An 18,655-nucleotide genomic window follows, 5' to 3' on the forward strand; every position below is an offset into this window, starting at 1 on the left:
TGAAACGGAACACCCCGCGCGGGTGTAACGATTCCACTGGCGTCCGGCGCTTCGTCGGAGGTGGCGTGTCCGACCACGTTACGCCGGTCAGAACGGCGCCGGCTGCCCGCCCTGCGGAACCGGCAGCGCGCTGCCGGCGACGAACTGCGACCAGCTCATGCTCCACGCCGTCCAGCCGTTGCCGGGGGCCAGGCGGCGCTCGGTGCCCTTCACCGTGATCGGGTCGCCCACCATCGTCTTGCCGAACAGCCACCGGCCGTTGGCCATCGACACGTTGACGCAGCCGTGCGAGACGTTGCGGCGCCCCTGCACGCCCTCGGACCAGGGCGCGGCGTGGATGTACTCGCCACCCCAGGTGATCCGCTGGGCGAAGTCGATCTCGGTGACGTAGCGGTTGGCCGGGTCCGGCTCGCTGCGGGTGTCGAAGACGGTGGACTCCTTCTTCTCCATCACCACCATCGTGCCGCTGGAGGAGGGGGTGCTCTTCTTGCCCAGGCTCACCGGCAGGGTACGGATCACCGTGCCGTTCTCGGAGACCGTCATCTGCTTGGTGGCGTTGTCCACTGTCATCTCGAACGCGCGGCCGATCTTGGCGGTGGCGCTGCGGTCGATGTTGCCGTAGCGGCCGTTGCTCAGCGGGATCCCGGCCAGCGCCAGCCGGACCGTGATCGTGGTGCCGGTCTTCCAGTACTCCGGGGCCCGGTAGTACGCCTGCGTACCGTTGTCGACCCAGTGCCAGGCGCCGGGCTGCGGCGGGTCGGTCTGCACGAACATCCGCTTCTGCACCGCGGCGCGGTCCTTCTTCGGGATGCCCGGGGAGAACTCGGCGACCACCGGCATGGCCACGCCGTACGTCTTGCCGCTGAACATGTAGAGGCCGGAGCCGATCATCGACTTGGGCTTGGCCATCGTGGTGAACGTGCTGGTGCCCTGGTAGGTCCGACCGTCCTTGCCGGCGCCGGTGACCGTGGCGGTGTACTTGGTGCCGTACTTCAGCGCTGCCGACGGCACCCAGCTGGAGCCGTCGCGCCGCATCCGCCCGGCGACGTTCGTCCCGTCGGCGGTGGCGAGCATCACCTTCGACACGGTGCCGCCACCGGGGATGCGGGCGCTGATCTCGGTGCTGACCGGCCGGGCGTTCGCGCCGTCGGCGGGGCTCACCGTCAGCGGCGGGGCGGCGGCGTTGTCGCTGGGTGCGACGCTCGGGTCGGGCGCGGAGGACGAGACGCCGCCCACCTGCTGCTGGCCGGGCACGAACTCCGGCTTCTTCCCCTCGTCATCGCCGCCGCCGCACCCGGTCAGCGCCAGCGACGCCGTCAGGACCAGGACGCCCACCGTCGCCCCGGCCCGCGCGAACCTGCCCATGCCCACCCCTGTCATCGCGTGCCTGGCGGACATCGTGCCGTATCGACGCTCACACACCCGCCCCCGCGCCGGATCGGATGACCGTTTTGACCGCTTTCGCCGGTTAAGCTCGTCCGAAGGGTGGACCCCGGTATCGGATTGGAACCCGCCTCGGCGGGCGTGCTAATCTTCTTCCCGTTGTCAGCGAGCGCCGCTAGCTCAACTGGCAGAGCAGCGGACTCTTAATCCGCGGGTTCGGGGTTCGAGTCCCTGGCGGCGCACCAACGATCAAGGCCTTGACCGGGCGCTCCACGCCGGTCGGGGCCTTCTTCGCGTACGGCGCCGGGAGCGACCGTCCGTGGGTGGAACGCCACGGGTGTCAAACCGGCCGGAAGGCACCCATGACGTTCCACCGAGGCGCGGTTCGTGTGGTCGCCCTGAGCTGATCATGGTCGCGGCTGCCACGATGGACGCTGTGCTCGGCCCGGGTGCGCCCGCTGACCCCAGGGGAGGGATCGTGTCCGCTGAGTCCACCGGCAGCCCGGACACGATCCTCGTCTGCATCCGGGGCAACTCCGGCTCGGGCAAGAGCAGCATCGCCCGCGAGCTGCGACGCCGGCACGGCCGGGGGTGCGCCCTCGTCGAACAGGACTACCTGCGCCGCATCGTCCTGCGCGAACGGGACAAGCCCGGCGGCGTCGCCCCCGCGTTGATCGAGCAGACCGTCCGGTTCGCCCTCGACCACGGCTACCACGTGATCCTGGAAGGCATCCTGTACACCGGCCGCTACCGCGACGTGCTGACCTCGCTGCGCGACGGCCACCGGGGGCGGTCGCTGTTCTGCTACCTCGACGTGTCGCTGGCCGAGACGCTGCGCCGGCACCTGACGCGCCCGCAGGCCGGTGACTTCACCGCCGAGCAGATGAGCGGCTGGTACGCCGCGCACGACGTCCTGGGCTGGCCCGGCGAACTCGTCCTCCCGGAGACCACCGGCCTGGACGAGGCGGTCGAGGCGATCGCGGCCGTCTCCGGGCTGCCCCAGGACGGGCGCGACGACGACAGACGCTAGCCGGCGTCACTTGCCCTTCCGGTTACCGCAAGGGGCAGTCTGGGGTCATGTTGTCGATCAGCGAGTTCAGCCAGATGTGTCACCTGTCGCCGCAGGCGCTGCGCTTCTACCACGCCGAAGGGCTGCTCGTGCCCGCCGAGGTCGACGACCGGACCGGCCACCGCTCGTACGCCTTCGAGCAGGTGGAACGGGCCATGCTGATCACCCTGCTGCGGGACGCCGGGATGAGCGTCAAGCTGGTCCGGCGTGCCCTCGACGAGCCGGACCAGGCGATCGCCCTGCTCGACCGGCACAGCGACGAGGTCAGCCGGCAACGGCAGACTCAGGCAGACGCCATCGCGGCGGCCCGCGCCGTCTTCGAGGCGCAGCCCGAACCGCGGTTGCGGCACGTACCGGCCACGACGGTGGTGGCGCGGCTCGTACCCGGCACACCGCTGGGCCGGGACGCGCAGGAGTGGGACCGGGCCGAGGAGATCATCACTGCGGCGGCGGCCGACCTGGTCACCACCGTGCGGCAGGCCGGCGTCACCTGCCTCGGTGAGCCGTGGCGGACGCCGGCGCTGGAGACACCGGAACAGGACCGGCGGGTACTCGACGGCGCCGGGCCGTTCTGGACGGTCAAGGTCGCGGTGGACGGCATCCCGGAGACGCTGCCGTCCCTGCCCGCCGACCTGATCGTGCAGACGCCCGACGCCCACGACGAGCTGTCCGTCTTCATGCCGGGCCGCAACACGATGGCCAAGTACTGCACAGTGGTCCTGCGCCTGCTCGACGCCGTCCCGCCCGACGGCGACCGGTTCGTCGACCTCGCGCGTCTGCGTCAGGAGGTGCGGCCCGACGGCGTACTGAGCAGCGCGCCCGTCGAACGCCGACCGGAGTGACCCACGGAGGACTTGAGCGCTGAACCGGCCCGCAGCCCGGATATCCGAAGGTCGGCCAGACCCCGACGATCGGCGCCGCAGTGCTTTCGACAGGCAATCGTCTTCGCCGATTACCTCGCGCGCGTTGCGCATGATGATCACCAACGCGTCACTCCGCGGACGAGGGCGATCCCGACGCCCGAATGCGGCGAATATCGCTCGATGTTCTGACGATTCGAATCGTCTTTCCGCGGTCACTGTTCGGCGCTCCGCGCTGGACCGATGACCTGCCCGAGCGGTTGGCGGGACGCCCTCCGCCGCCATTTCGGTGTGTCCATGAGTCTGATTGGTCCGGCACTGCCTCCCGATGGGCGAGTACCGCATCGGCTGATTGCTCGATCAATGACGACTACGCCGTGTCATATTCGAAGATGGCGATGCGTGAAAATAGTTCGCAATGGTGAAGCGGTCCGCTCGGGGTCAGTTGACCGCGGCAACCATCTACTGATCTGCGGTTTTGAAGATCGACCCGACCGCCCAATGCCGCCACTCGTGGATGCGGCAGTCGTCACAAGCTCCAATGTGGAAGGCGAGTTTGGTTACCGAGAGTGCTGACCTGTTGATCGGATGTCCAGTTCGGCGTGATCCGTCCTGACGGAACGTGTCCGGCCTTGTGCGCTGAGGCAGGGCGCCCTTAGAGTCCCGCTCGCACAACTGGAAAGCACACGGGGGAGGGTTTGTGGCACGTCGAGTGACGGCCACTGTCCGTTCGTGCCTGGCTGCGGGTGTCGCCGTACTGACGGCGGCCGCGTTGGCGGGTGTACCGGGAGAGCCGGCGGAGTATCTCGCCGCTGGCCCGGACGGCGTGACAGGCGGCGTGGAGAGCCGGACCGATGAGGCGGTGTCCCTTCGGGCCGCCCGCGAGTCCGGCAAGCCGGTGCAGGTCAAGAGCCTCACGTCGGAGACGACAGAGGTCTTCGCACTGCCGGACGGTCAGTTCCGGGCCGAGCTGTCGATCGGCGCGAGCCGGATCCGGCGCGGTGACCAGTGGGTTCCGGTCGATCTGACCCTGCGCAAGGGCGCGGACGGGCGGATCGCCGCCGTCGCCCACCCCTTCGATCTCGTCGTCTCCGGCGCGCAGCCGAGCGGTACGCCGGAGCTGGCCGTCCTCGGCCACGGAGCGGATCGGCTCGCGGTCGGCTGGGCCGGCCGGCTGCCCGAGCCGAAGCTGGACGGCGGACGAGCCACCTACGTCGACACGCTGCCCGGGGTGGACCTGGTCGTCGAGGCGACCCGCGCCGGCATGGAGGCGTTCTTCGTCGTCAAGGACCGCAGCGCCGTGAAGCATGTCGCCCGCCTCACACTGCCGATCACCGGGGCGAACGCCGCCCGGGCGGTCCGCGACGCCAGCGGCAACACCGCCATCGAGGACGCCGCCGGCCGGGTGGTCGCGCACACCCCCGCGCTGCGGATGTGGGACGCGCGGGTCGACACGCTCGGCAACCCCATCGCCGAGACGGCTGTCGCATCCACGATCGCCCCCGCCGCCGAGGCCCGTGGAACCGGCGGGCTCGACCTGACGCTGACCCCGGACCTGCGCTGGCTGAACGACTCCAAGCGGGAGTACCCGATCGTCATCGACCCGACGATCAACCCGCTGTACACCACCTTCGACACGTACATCCAGGCCGGCGACACGGTCAACCGGGGCGGCACCGACGACCTCCGGCTCGGCCGGCTCGGTCCGACCGGACCCGTCACCCGGTCCTTGCTGCGCTGGGACACCGAGGCCCTCGTCGGCAAGCAGATCACCTCCGCCACCGTCTCGTTCTGGAACTGGTGGTCGCCCCTGTGTGAGGGCCGGTCGTGGGAGCTCTGGACCGTGGGTGCGGTGGCCGACGACATGATCTGGGACACCCAGCCGACGTGGAACAACCAGGAGGCGACCACCCTCGCCACCGCCGGCTACGACGCCAGCTGCAACGACGCCTGGATCGGGATCAGCGGGACCGCGTTCTTCCAGCGCGCGGCGAACGCCGGTGACACCCGCGCCGACATGGGTCTTCGGGCCACCGACGAAACCGATTCGAAGTCCTTCAAGCAGTTCCGCTCCCGCAACGCCGCAGCCAGTACCGAGGTGCCCAAGGCCAGCGTCACCTACAACTCGCGGCCGACCGTGACGGCCCGGTCGACAGTCCCTGCCACCACCTGCGTGACCGGCTCGGGCCGTCCCCTCGTCAACACGCTGACGCCGCAGCTCAAGGCCACCGTCGCCGACGGCGACGGCACCGCGATGACCGTCACCTTCGAGTGGTGGGCGATGAACGCGGAGAAGGCGATCGGTTCCGCGTCGTCCAGCAACGTCGCCTCCGGCGCCACGGTGGCGGCGACCGTTCCCGCCGGTGCCTTCGTCGACGGCGGTATCTACCGCTGGCGGGTGAAGGCCGCCGACGGCGTCTCCGGCAGCGACGTCTGGTCGTCGTTCTGCGAGATGCAGGTGTACACCACGGCCACGCCGGTCACCGGCTGCACCGGCGGAACGGACAGCGACTTCAACGGCGACGGTGTCGCCGACATCGCGATCGCCGACCCGGAGGCCACTGTCAACGGTCAGATCCGGGCCGGCCGGATCAACGTCACGTACGGCGGCAGCACCACCGTGCACACCCTGCACGAGGGTGGCGCGAACATGCCCGGTGCAGCCGAGGCGGGTGACCGCTTCGGCACGTCGATCGCCGCGTACGACGCCAACAACGACGGGTGCACCGACCTGGCGGTCGGCGTGCCGAACCAGGCCGTCAGCGGCCAGGCCCAGGCCGGTGTCGTCTACGTACTGCTCGGCTCACCCGCCGGCCTTGCGCAGGGCCCGCCCGCCGTCACGTACCACCAGGACAGCGCCAACGTCCCCGACGCGGCCGAGGCGTACGACTGGTTCGGCTTCGCCGTCGCCGGCAGCCGGACGGCCGGCGGTGAGCCGTACCTCGTCATCGGCGTGCCCGGTGAAGGGCTGACCGGCGGTGCGCTGGCGGGCATCGTCCACTACCTCCGGGGCAACGTCAACGTGGCGATGTCCCAGGGCAGCGGCATCCCGGGCGCGGCCGAGATCGACGACCGGACGGGCTATGCGGTGGCCGCCTCCACGTACCACTGGGCGGTCGGTTCCCCGGGCGAGGCGATCGGCACCGAGGCCTTCGCCGGATCGGTGAACGTCTTCAGTCACACGCTGAGCAACGGGCTGCCGACCCTCGCCGCCGGCCTGGAGCAGAACGTCGCCAACGTCTCGAACGACGCCGAGGCCAACGACAACTTCGGCAAGTCGATCTCGATCGCGCCGTACCGGCCCGTCGGTGCTCCCGCCGGCCAGGCCGACTCGCTGGTCGTCGTCGGCGTGCCGGGTGAGGACCTGGTCGTCGCGGCCACAAACACCCCGGCGCCGGACGCCGGGCTGGTGCACCGGTTCCACGTCACTGCCGCGAACACCTTCACCGAACTGCCCGCGATCACGTACGCCTCGGAGGACGGTGACTACCTCGGCGAGAAGGTCGTGGTGGTGAACACCGCGCCGGGCAGTGAGGGCACCAACGCGACGATGTTCGTCGCGATCGGCGTGCCGGGTGAGGACGCGGGCACGTCGGTGGCCGACTCCGGACGGGTACGTATCTTCCCGGCGCTGGCGAATCCGATCGGCACCCCGACCACGCTGCACCGGGAATCGGGCGGCATGCCGGGGACGGCCGGCGCCCAGGAACTGGTCGGTGCCTCGCTCTCGGCCACCTCGCAGCGGCTCTACGTCGGCACTCCCTACGGCACCGACGCCGTCTACGGGTTCACCTGGTCCGATCTGAAGGCGGGCAACACGGTCCCGAGCCTCACCTGGCAGCCGGGACAGGGCGGTCTCCCCACCGGGCACAGCGCGTTCGGGGCGGCGATCAGCTGATGAAGACCATCGACATGAGCAGTTATCCAGCGGGGGAGGACCAGAGGGTGGCCCGTCGTACGAGAAAACGGGGCCGGGTGTTCACGCTCGGGCTCACGCTCGGCCTCGCCGGCCTGATGTCCACAGCGGTGTTCGTCCAGCCCCCGGAGCCGGCGCCGCGTACCGCCGCGGCCTCCGAGGACCTCGTCCGGGACACCGAGGCCGAGGCGCTGGTGGCCGCCAGGGCGCTCAACCAGCCGGTCGAGGTGCTGGCGCACCGCACGGAGTACCGCGACGTCTTCGCGCAGCCGGATGGCACGCTCATCGCCAACGGCCACACCCAGCCGGTGCGGGTCACCCAGGGAGACGCCTGGGTGCCCGCCGACTCCACCCTGGTGGTTCAGCCCGACGGCTCCTACGGCCCGGCCGCCGCCCTGCTCGGCATGCAGCTCTCCCAGGGCGGCACCGCGCCGCTGATGGTGGTCACCCGGGACCAGAAGAGCATGACTCTGACCTGGCCGCACGGGCCGCTTCCCGCTCCCGTGGTCGAGGAGAGCAAGGCGACCTACCCGAACGTGTTCCAGGATGTCGACCTGGTCGCGAACGTCACCGTCGAGGGCTTCTCGCACGTACTGGTGGTCAAGACGCCGGAGGCGGCCGATCTGCCGGAACTTCAGAACCTCCGGCTCGGCGTCGCCGCGGTGGGCCTGACCATCGAGGAGACGGCCGAGGGTGGTGTGGTCGCCCTGGACCCGGTCACCGGCAACCCGGTCCTGGAGGCGGATGCGCCGACCATGTGGGACAGCGGAAGCCAGGAGGGGGGCGATGCGGCCGCGGCGCGGTCGCTGGACACCTCGTCCACCGACCCGGGCGCGGCCTCGGCCGAGGGGCCGGGCGACACGTCGGAGGTGGCTCCGGTCGGCCTCGACTACTCGGACAACACCCTCACCCTCACCCCGGACCGGTCCATGCTCACCGATCCGGAGGCCTCGTTCCCGCTGTACATCGACCCGGTCTGGCAGAGCAGCACCAACAGCGCCTGGGCGATGGTGGACAGCGGCTACCCCAACGAGGAGTACTGGAAGTTCGACGGCAAGCGGCACGAACGCATCGGCCTCTGCCCCAGCTCCTGCAACAACTCGAAGGTCAAGCGCCTGTTCTACCGGCTCGCCACGCCGTACTCGGGCAAGACGATCCTGGAGGCCACCTTCCGGGTCACCCTGCAACACGTCTACAACTCGACCGCCCGGGCGGCGGCGCTCTACCTGATGCCGGCCGGGATCACCTCCTCCACCAACTGGAGCAACCAGCCCGGCGGCTCGGGCTGGTCCGGAGCGACGCACCTCGCCACCAGCTCACCGACCAAGACGCAGGCCACCTGTACCTCCACCAACCAGAACACGGAGTGGAACGCGAAGGCCGCGGTGCAGCAGGCGGTGACCAAGGGCTGGAGCAACGTGACCCTCGGCCTGCGGTCGGTCAGCGAGAGCGACTCGACGCACACCAAGCGGTTCTGCGACAACGGCGTCCTCTCGGTCCGCTACAACCGTGCGCCGGTGATCGCCAACCTCAACGAACTCACCATGTCTCCCGGCGGGCAGTGTGTGTACGGTTCCGGCGCCCCCTACGTGGACGTGCCGCCGCGGCTGAACGCGGTGCTGCGGGACCCGGACCACTCCTCGGCCCACACCGAGCAGATCAAGGCCGAGTTCAAGGTGACCTGGACGCCGGCCGGCGGGGCGTTGCAGACGCGCTCGTACACCACTCCGCTGAAGGCCAGCGGATCGGTCTTCTCGTACACGGTCCCGAGTGACATCGCGCAGAACGTCCCCATCTCCTGGGAGGTACGGGCCAGCGACAACACCAGCTGGGGTCCGTGGAGCAGTGAGGGCTCGCGCAACGTCTGTCAGTTCCTCTACGACAAGACCAGCCCCAGCGCGCCCGACGTCGACTCCGCGGTGTACCTGCCGCAGGACGCGGCCGACAACGGGACGGCGAGCGCGTCGAACTGCATCGAGAGCGACGAGTGGCTGGGTTCGATCGGTGTGCCAGGCAACTTCGTCTTCGACTCCGCCGCCACGGACGTGGTGGAGTACCGGTACGGCTTCAACACCAACCCGGCGCCGGGCGTGAACGTGCTTCGGCCCACGACCGACGGCGGACCGGTCACCCTGCCGAACTGGTACCCGGACAAGGAGGGCCCGCGGACGATCAACGTCCAGGCCGTCGACCGGGCCGGTCGGTCGAGCAGCATCGCCTCGTGCACGTTCCGGGTGGGCAAGCGACCGCCGACCGCCCAGTGGTCGCTCGGCGAGGTCGCGGGCGAGGACGGCGCCGGCGACGGGCTCGGTGACAACGACGCGACGGCGGGAAGTGGCGTCACGTTCGGGGTCGAGGGTCCGGGCGGGACGTCCGACACGGCGGCCCGGTTCGACGGGACGGCCGACGCCCACCTCACGACCAGCAAGCCGGTCCTGACCGACACGTCGGCGAGCTTCGCCGTCACCGGCTGGTTCAAGGTCGACGATGCCGGCCGGCGGCAGGTCGCGGTCAGCCAGGACGGTACCGGTGAGCCCGGGTTCGCGCTGGGCGTCGAGGGCGGATCCTGGTTCTTCCGGATGCCGGTCAACGACGTCAACTCACTGGGCCGCTGGCAGGTCGACGGTGCGGCGGCCACGACGGGTTGGACGTACGTGACGGCCATCTTCGACGGGCCGAAGAAGGAGATGTCGCTCCAGGTCGGGAACAACGCCCCGCGCATCGCCCAGCGCAGATCGCTGACCAAGGCGCGCGGTCCGCTCCAGATCGGCCGTGTGCTGACCAAGAGCGGTTACGCCGACAACTGGGAAGGGGCGATGGCGGACGTCTCCGTCTTCGACCGGCTGATCATCGCCGACGAGGTCACCGGCCTGCAGAAGACGGCGCCGAGCCGCAAGGCGTACTGGCGGTTGAACGCGGAGACCAACAAGGTCAGTCCCGAGGAGCGCGGTGGCGCGGGACTCACTCTGGGCAGCGGTGCGACGGTCTTCAAGCACCCGGTCCTGTCCCTGCTCGGCGGTGGTCACCTCGCGCTGACCGGCAACGCGGACAGCTACGCCAGCACGTCGACCAACGCGGACATGGCGGGCAGTTTCTCGATCAGCGCCCGGGTCAAGCTGACCAGCAACTGTGCCGGTACCCCGATGACCGTCTTCTCGCAGAAGGGCACCAACGGCAGTTCGGTCGTGGTGCGCTGCAACAACGCCGGGCAGTGGGAACTGGCGATGGCGAGCACCGACACGGTGGCGCCGGAGTGGACCACGAAGGCCACGGATGAGGCGCCGAAGCTCGTCGGCAAGGGTGACCACCTGACCCTCGTCTACAACGGCTACGCCCGCGAAATGGCCCTGTACGTCAACGGGTCCTTCACCGAGGCGATCCAGCTGGTGTCGCCGTTCGTCGCCACCGGTGGGGTGCAGCTGGGCCGCGCCTGGCTCGACGGCGCCTTCAAGGAGCACCTGTCCGGCGCCGTCGACGACGTCCGGGTCTACGACGGCGTGGCCGACAAGGTCCTGATCGAGAAGCTCAACGTCCAGGTCCGCGAACAACTCTCGCTCTGACGTGACAGGCGGTGGGTCCGCCCGCTCCCGGGCGGGCCCACCGGCACGCGAGACCTTTCCCCGTTATTCTCCCCCAACCCCTGGAGGGGTGATGTTCTCCCGACTCCTGGTCCGGTCCGGCGGGTTCGTCCGCCACACCGTACGACCGGTTTCCTGGGCGATGGCCGGTGTCATGGCCGCCGGCTTCATCCAGATCGCGACCCCACCCGCCTCGGCCGAGGCGAAGCCGAACCGTCCGTCGACCTCGGACGCGTCGAAGGTCCTGCCCAAGCGCGACCCGCTGCCGGCCAAACCGAAGGCGGCCAACCCGGCGGTGGCTGCCGCCTCCACCGCCCCGGCGAAGGTCACCTGGCCCGCCGCCGGCGCCGCGGACATCACCGTGCCGGCGCCCGCGTCGGCCCGGTCCACCGCCGGGAAGGCCCCGGCGGCCAGCGCCAAGATCGGCGGCCTGCCGGTCGCGGTGTCGGCCGCGCCCGCCGCCGCGGCCGCCGCGGCGGACTCGGCCGGTCCGGCCTCCGCTCCCGGCAAGGTACGCATCGAGGTGCTCGACCGGAAGGCCTCGGAGAAGGCCAAGGTCGACGGCCCGATCGTCCGGCTCAACCGGGCCGACGGTCAGGCCGCTGCCGGGAACGTCCGTCTCGACCTCGGCTACGGCGGGGTCGCCGGTGCGTTCGGTGGCGACTTCGGCGCCCGGCTGCGGCTGGTCCGCCTGCCCGAGTGCGCGCTGACCACGCCGGAGAAGGCCCAGTGTGCCCCGGTTCCGCTGCCGACGACGAACGACAGCGCCGCCGAGACGCTCTCCGCCGAGGCGGGCACCGGGGCGCTCTTCGCCATGACCGCCACCGACTCCTCCTCGCAGGGCGACTACGGCGCGACGAAGCTGTCGCCGTCGTCGAAGTGGTCGGTGGCCCCCTCCACGGGTGGCTTCTCCTGGAGCTACCCGCTGCGGAGCCCGCCGGTGCCGGGCGGCGGCGCGCCGCCGATCGCGCTTGCCTACTCGTCGCAGTCGGTCGACGGCCGGACCGCGACGACAAACAACCAGGGTTCGTGGATCGGTGAGGGCTTCAACTACGAGCCCGGGCACATCGAGCGCCGGTACAAGCCCTGCTCGGACGACGGGCACGACCAGTACGCCGACCAGTGCTGGGCGTACGACAACGCGACCATCCTGCTCAACGGCAAGTCGACGGAACTGGTCAAGACCGGTGACACCTGGCGGTTCGGGACCGACGACGGCTCGAAGGTCGAGCGGCTCACCGGCGCGGTGAACGGTGACAACGACGGCGAGTACTGGCGGGTCACCACCACCGACGGCACCCAGTACCACTTCGGCCTGAACCGGCTTCCCGGCTGGACCTCCGGCAAGGAGGAGACCGGCTCGGCCTGGACCGTGCCGATCTACGGCGACGACTCGGGCGAGCCCTGCTACAACGCGACGTTCACGTCGGCCTACTGCGACCAGGCGTGGCGTTGGAGCCTCGACTACGTCAAGGACCGCTACGGCAACGTCACCTCGTACTTCTACGAGAAGGAGATCAACTACTACGCCCGGGGCAAGAAGACCGACGTCAACGGTGTTCCGTACGTCCGGGGCGGCTGGCTCAAGCGGGTCGACTACGGCCAGCGGCACGAGGCCGTCTACACGACCAACGCCCCCGCCCGGGTGCGCTTCGAGACCAAGGAACGGTGCCTGCCGTCCGGCAACGTCGACTGCGACCCGCAGGATCTGAACAACACCACCGCGCCCTACTGGCCGGATGTGCCGTTCGACCGGAACTGCGCCAAGGACACCAAGTGCAAGCTCGACCAGATCACCCCGACGTTCTGGACCCGGGCCCGGCTGACCGGCATCACCACCGAGATCCGCGAGGGCACCGGCTGGACGCCGGTGGACAACTGGAAGCTCGACCACCTGCTCACCGACAACGGTGACGGCTCGCGGACCCTCTGGCTCCACAAGATCACCCACACCGGCCTCTACGGGCCGGGTGCCGACATCGCCATGCCGTCGGTCGAACTGGGCGGTCTGCAACTGCCCAACCGGATCGACCGCGACGGCGACAACATCGCCCCGCTGGTCCGTTTCCGGCTGGCGACCGTGTGGACCGACGCCGGTGGTCAGATCGACGTCAACTACGCCAGCCCGGACTGCACCAAGAGCACGCTGCCCACACCGGGCAACAGCACCAGGCGCTGCTATCCGGTGAAGTGGAACCCGCTCGGCAGCGGCGACCCGATCACCGACTGGTTCCACAAGTACGTGGTCGAGCAGGTCGTCGAGACCGACCGCACCGGCGGGGCGCCGGACATGGTGACCCGCTACCAGTACCTGGACGGCGCGGCCTGGCGGCACGCCGACCCGGACGGCATCTCCGACCCGAAGGACCTGACCTGGAGCGACTGGCGCGGTTACGGCCGCGTGATCGTCACGGCCGGCGACGGCCAGGTCCAGACGACCAAGACGGAGTACCGCTACCTGCGAGGGATGCACGGCGACAAGGATCCGGACGGCGGCACTCGTACCGTCAGCGTCGCCGACTCCACCGGCGGGAGCCACACCGACCACAACGAGTTCTCCGGCCACCAGCTGGAGAGCGTGGTCTACGACGGCGCCGACGCGGTCAGCAAGAGCATCGCCGTCCCGTGGCGGCACAACACCGCGACGGAGACCCACAGCTGGGGCAGCAAGAAGGCCTGGTTCATCAACACCACCACCGCCCGGAGCCTGGTCGCCCTGGCCGCCGGAGGGTGGCGGGAGACGAAGCAGACCTCGTCCTTCGAGACCAGCTTCGGACGGGTGACCGAGACCGAGAACGAGGGTGACGTGGCGGTCACCGGCGACGAGGCCTGCAGCCGGACCACGTACGCCGACAACGCGGCCGCCCACCTGTACAGCCTGGTGTCGCGGGTCGAGTCGGTGTCGGTGGCGTGCTCGGCCACCCCCGATCGCAGCAAGCAGGTCATCTCCGACACCCGGACGCTCTACGACGGCAAGGCGTTCGGCGTCGCGCCGACGCTGGGCAACCCGACCCGGACCGAGCGGCTGAAGAGCCACAACGGCACGACGGCCACCTACATCCGCGCGTCGGAGGGCACGTTCGACGCGTACGGCCGGCCCTTGACCGCCGTCGACGCGCTGGGCCGGGTCACGAAGACCGTGTACACGGACACCAACGGCCTGACCACCAAGGTCAAGGAGACCAACCCGCTGCAGTTCGTCACCACCACCGACTACGCCCCGGCGTGGGGTGTGCCGATCGGCCAGGTGGACCAGAACGGCCTCAAGAGCGTCCTGGAGTACGACGCCCTGGGCCGGTTGGCGAAGGTCTGGATGCCGGACCGGACGGGCGCCAGCGGGCTGGAGCCGAGCATCCGCTACAGCTACCTGGTCCGCACCGACAAGCCGGTCGCCATCAAGACCGAGCGGCGGCAGAACGACGGCTCCTACAGCGTCGAGTACAAGCTGCACGACGGTCTGCTGCGGCCCCGCCAGGTGCAGTCGGAGGGCCCGGACGGCACCCGTACGGTCGCCGACACCTTCTACACCGGCACGGGCCAGATGGCGAAGACGTACGCGACGTACACGGTCGCGGGCGCGCCCACCGACGTGATCTACCCGGCCGTCAACGGTGACGTCAACGGCCAGACGCTGTACGTCTACGACGGCGCGGACCGGGTCACGGCGGAGATCTTCGCGGTCGCGGGCAACGAGAAGTGGCGCACCACGACCACCTACGGCGGCGACCGGGTTTCGGTCGATCCGCCGGCCGGCGGCACCCCGACGACCTCGATCACGAACGCCCTCGGGAAGACCACCGAACTGCGGCAGTACAAGGGCAGCGGGCCGACGGGCGACTTCGACAAGACCGAGTACACCTACACGCACGCCGGCCAGTTGAAGACGGTCAAGGACCCGGCGGGCAACGTCTGGACCCACGAGTACGACCAGCTGGGCCGCAAGACGAAGTCGACCGACCCGGACTCCGGCGCGTCGACGTTCGGCTACGACGACCTGGACCGGCTCACCAGCACCACGAACGTTCTCCAGCAGACGATCAGCACCAAGTACGACGAGATCGGCCGCAAGATCGCCGTCTACAAGGGGGCCGCCGACACCGGCGAGCTGCTGAGCAGCTGGACGTACGACCTGGAGATGCTGGGCGAACTCTCCTCGACGAGCCGCTGGATCGACGGGCACGAGTACGCCACGTACTTCTCGATCTACGACGAGTTCTACCGGCCGCACGCCACCTACTACTCCGTGCCCGAGCACGCCGGTGCCGAACTGGCCGGCTTCTACACCTTCGGCACGGAGTACAACCGGGACGGCAGCGTCCAGTCGGTGAGCATGTCGGACGGCGGTGGGCTGCCGTTCGAGACTGTCGCCTACACCTACGACGATCTTGAGCGACTGACCGCGGCGACCGGTGACGCCCCTTACCTGACCGACGTCGAGTACGCCGGCACCGGCGAGGTCCTGCAGACCGAGGCCCGGGTGGGCACCCGGAAGGTCTGGTCGACCTACGAGTACGAGCAGGGCTCCAAGCGGCTCACCCGGCAACGGCTGGACCGCGAGTCGGCCCCGGTCGTGGACATCGACGCCCGCTACACCTACGACCAGTCCGGCAACATCCTGCGGATCGCCAACAACCCGTCCGGGACGCAGGACACGCAGTGCTTCACGTACGACTACCTGCGCCGGATGGAGCGGGCCTGGACGTCGGCGAGCACCGCGACCGACCCGTGCGCCGGCGGGCCCTCGGTCACCGGGGTGGGCGGCGTGGCCCCGTACCACCACGCCTACACCTTCGACGTCACGGGCAACCGCAAGACCGAGGTCCAGTACGGGACCAACGGCACTCCGCTCATCGAGCGCAGCTACACCTATCCGGCCGCGGGCCAGGCGCAGCCGCACACGCTGAGCCAGATGACGGAGAAGACTCCGCAGGGCGACCGGCTGTACTCGTACGAGTACGACGCGGCCGGCAACACGAAGAAGCGGACGAGGACCGGCGAGGACCAGACCCTGGTCTGGGACGCCGAGGGCAACCTCGAGTCGGTCACCGAAGCCGGCAAGAAGACCAGCTTCCTCTATGACGTCGACGGCTCCCGGATGCTCCGCAAGGAGCCGGCCTCGACCACGCTCTACCTGCCGGGCATGGAGATCCGGCTGAACCACCAGACCCGGTCCACCGACGCCACCCGGTACTACTCGCTTCCGGGCGGGGCGAGCCTGGTCCGCAAGGTGGACGGCCTCCGGTACGTCGCGAACGACCACCACGGCACCGGCCAGGCAGTGGTGGACCAGAGCGGCGCTGTCACGCACCGGCGGATGACCCCGTACGGCGAGAACCGGGGAGCGTCACCAGGTCAGTGGCCGACGGAGAAGGGCTTCGTCAACGGGAACATCGATTCCACGACAGGCCTGGTCAACATCGGCGCGCGGGAGTACGACACGATCACCGGCCGGTTCATCTCGGTCGACCCGATCATCGACGTCAACGACCCGCAGCAGATGAACGGGTACGCGTACGCCAACAACAACCCGATCTCGTTCTCCGACCCGGACGGCCTCAAGGCCTGTTCCGACGACGCCTGCGGTCCGGGCGCCGACTACGAGGACATGTACGGCAACTACCACAAGGTCAAGGGCCACAACGACGGGTGCGGTGGTTGCTCGGGCGCGTACGACCCGGACGAGCCCACGATCAACGTCCACAACAACCCGCGGGCATCAGCGGAGGAGCGGGCCGCGGCCGCGCGGGCGGCGGCGGAGAAGGAAAGGCAGCGGCGGATCGCCGCGGCCAAGGCGAAGATGCTCAACGCTGCCAAGGCCCTGGCGAAGATCCTGATGGACGAGTTGGGCATCACCGATGCCCTGGACTGCTTCCTCAAGGGCGACATGGGCGGCTGCCTGGCCACGGCAGTCAACGTCGCGGGCGCGGCGATCGGCGGTGCCCTGGGCAAGCTGGCCGTCAGATACGGCGCTCCATGGAAGTGGAAGAAACTCGCCAACCTGACCAGCCGGGTCAAGGGCCTGCTCATCGACCTGGTCGACAACGCCAAGGCATTCATCAACTGCAAGAACAGCTTCGTGCCCGGCACGTTGGTGGTGATGGCCGACGGGTCGCGCAAGCCGATCGAGGACGTCAAGACCGGCGACATGGTGTTGGTGACCGATCCGGTGACCGGCAAGACGACGATCAAGCCGGTGGTGGCGACCATCATCGGTCAGGGCAGCAAGAACCTGGTCGAGGTCACCATCGATCCCGACGGTGACAGCGGCGATGCCACGGCGCGCGTGGTTGCCACCGACAACCACCCATTCTGGGTACCCGGCTTGGACGAGTGGGTCGACGCCGCCGATCTGCGGGCCGGTCAGTGGCTACATACCTCGGCCGGTACCCATGTGCAGATCAGCGCGACCCGGCAGTGGACGGAACCGGCGCAGGTCCACAACCTCACGATCGACGACATCCACACGTATTACGTGGTAGCGGGCGTCACGCCGGTCCTTGTTCACAACGTTAACAATGCCGCGTGTGCGGTCGCTGGTGGTCCATATCGGGGCGGACCGCATGGGGACCTGAATGCGCCGCGAGGGTCTGGCATCGAACGTAATCACATGCCTGCAAATAGCATCAGCCCGCTATCCACGGCCAGAGGTCCCGCGATTCAGATGGACACTGCGGACCACTATCGGACTGCAAGCTGGGGATCGGGTACTGCAGCGAAGCATTACCGGGCACGACAGAAAGCGTTGGTTGACGCTGGGGATTGGGCCGGGGCGATAAAGATGGACGTCGACGATATTCAGAGCAAGTTTGGCTCCAAGTATGATGACGCCATACATGAGATGATTAGCAACTTGCCGATATGTCTCAGTCCGTGTTAATGCCTTCAGTGTGGTGTGGTCGCGGGTAATATGCTGATCGCAGCGCAGGAGAACGAAGGGGGGTTCGACCATGCCGGAGGGTTCAAGAGTGTTGGAAGTCCTGCCTGGGATCGGCCTTGATCGTGCCCGGTTCGGGGAGAGTCGTTCCAGTCACCGCGAGCGGCTCGGAAGCTACAAGGCTTTCGAGCGAGTGCCGGGCTCGGGGGTGACCGACATCTATGAAGATGGAATGGTCATGCTGTCCTACGACGAGTCGGACCGCCTCGTCTTCATAGAGATTGGAGGCGAAACGGCGGTGTTGCTTGGTGGAATCCAATTAACCGGAAGGCCCCTCGGGGCTGTGCTTGATGAGCTGGCTCAGGGTGATATCCCGGTTGAGTTCGACGGCGACTCGTCGTACGCAATCTCGTCTACCGGAGTTGAACTATTTACCAGCTCTCCGGATGACATCAATGAGCCAGTTGGAGGGGTTTCGGTAATCCTGGCCGGGCGGCAGTGATGTTGCGACTCAGCGCGTAGTCGGACAGTTTTCGGGGCGTGCCGGCTCCGTACTTCGTGCAGAAGTGCGGAGTCGCGCGCCCCGGTTGCTGTCGGACGCTCAGCGGCGTGCAGATGAATACGGTGCTCCCCGAATGGGCAGTCGGCCCGGCGGTGGCGCAGCAGCACGGTCAGACGCGGGCACACTACTAGCTGGCAGTCAGGGCAACTGGCTGGCTGAAGGCCATGCCAGGGCAGGCGACCGACGCCGCCTTGAAGCCCTAGCCCAGACCGACATTACCGTCATATGCCGCATCCGCCGCATCGCCAGCCGTAGATCGCCTCATCGGGCCGCCGGCCGCACAGATCCATCCACCAGCACACCAGGCGGCGACCGAGTAGACGTCCTCGGTCGCCGCCGTGCCCGCGTAATCAGCGCGGCTAACCGTGCCCGCGTCGCCGTCGCGGCTACGGACGAAATCGCAGCCAATCAAT

At 68.9% G+C, this 18,655-nt stretch carries 7 protein-coding genes and 1 tRNA gene; 7 read left to right on the forward strand and 1 reads right to left on the reverse strand.

Annotated elements, in window-relative coordinates; genetic code table 11:
- Positions 1-87: 87 nt before the first annotated feature.
- Entirely contained in the window at positions 88-1,365 is a 1,278-nt protein-coding gene (locus tag O7611_RS04175) for a L,D-transpeptidase (RefSeq protein ID WP_194799578.1), read from the reverse strand.
- 187 nt (positions 1,366-1,552) lie between these two features.
- Between O7611_RS04175 and O7611_RS04180 the strand changes: the two genes are divergently transcribed.
- The 7 genes from O7611_RS04180 to O7611_RS04210 all read left to right on the forward strand — a co-directional run bounded on the left by O7611_RS04180 (position 1,553) and on the right by O7611_RS04210 (position 18,182).
- Positions 1,553-1,628, forward strand: a tRNA-Lys gene (locus O7611_RS04180).
- 233 nt (positions 1,629-1,861) lie between these two features.
- Complete coding sequence (locus O7611_RS04185; protein WP_194799579.1) at positions 1,862-2,413, forward strand: kinase; 552 nt, start codon at positions 1,862-1,864, stop codon at positions 2,411-2,413.
- Positions 2,414-2,460: 47 nt separating this feature from the next.
- Positions 2,461-3,294, forward strand: a complete 834-nt coding sequence (locus O7611_RS04190; protein ID WP_194799580.1) for a MerR family transcriptional regulator — start codon at positions 2,461-2,463, stop codon at positions 3,292-3,294.
- 718 nt (positions 3,295-4,012) lie between these two features.
- Complete coding sequence (locus O7611_RS04195) at positions 4,013-7,210, forward strand: DNRLRE domain-containing protein (protein ID WP_269696247.1); 3,198 nt, start codon at positions 4,013-4,015, stop codon at positions 7,208-7,210.
- Between the two features lie 116 nt (positions 7,211-7,326).
- On the forward strand, positions 7,327-10,788 hold the full coding sequence (locus O7611_RS04200; protein ID WP_194799831.1) for a LamG domain-containing protein: 3,462 nt from the start codon (positions 7,327-7,329) through the stop codon (positions 10,786-10,788).
- Positions 10,789-10,879: 91 nt separating this feature from the next.
- Positions 10,880-17,683: a polymorphic toxin-type HINT domain-containing protein gene (locus O7611_RS04205; RefSeq protein ID WP_269696248.1), complete on the forward strand. Its 6,804-nt coding sequence runs from the start codon at positions 10,880-10,882 to the stop codon at positions 17,681-17,683.
- An 88-nt stretch (positions 17,684-17,771) separates the two neighbouring features.
- A complete protein-coding gene (locus O7611_RS04210) occupies positions 17,772-18,182 on the forward strand; it encodes a hypothetical protein (RefSeq protein WP_194799581.1) in 411 nt (136 codons plus the stop codon).
- Positions 18,183-18,655: the final 473 nt, after the last annotated feature.

Origin of the sequence: Micromonospora sp. WMMC273 (genome assembly GCF_027460285.1) — a bacterium.
GTDB classification, from domain to species: domain Bacteria; phylum Actinomycetota; class Actinomycetes; order Mycobacteriales; family Micromonosporaceae; genus Micromonospora; species Micromonospora aurantiaca.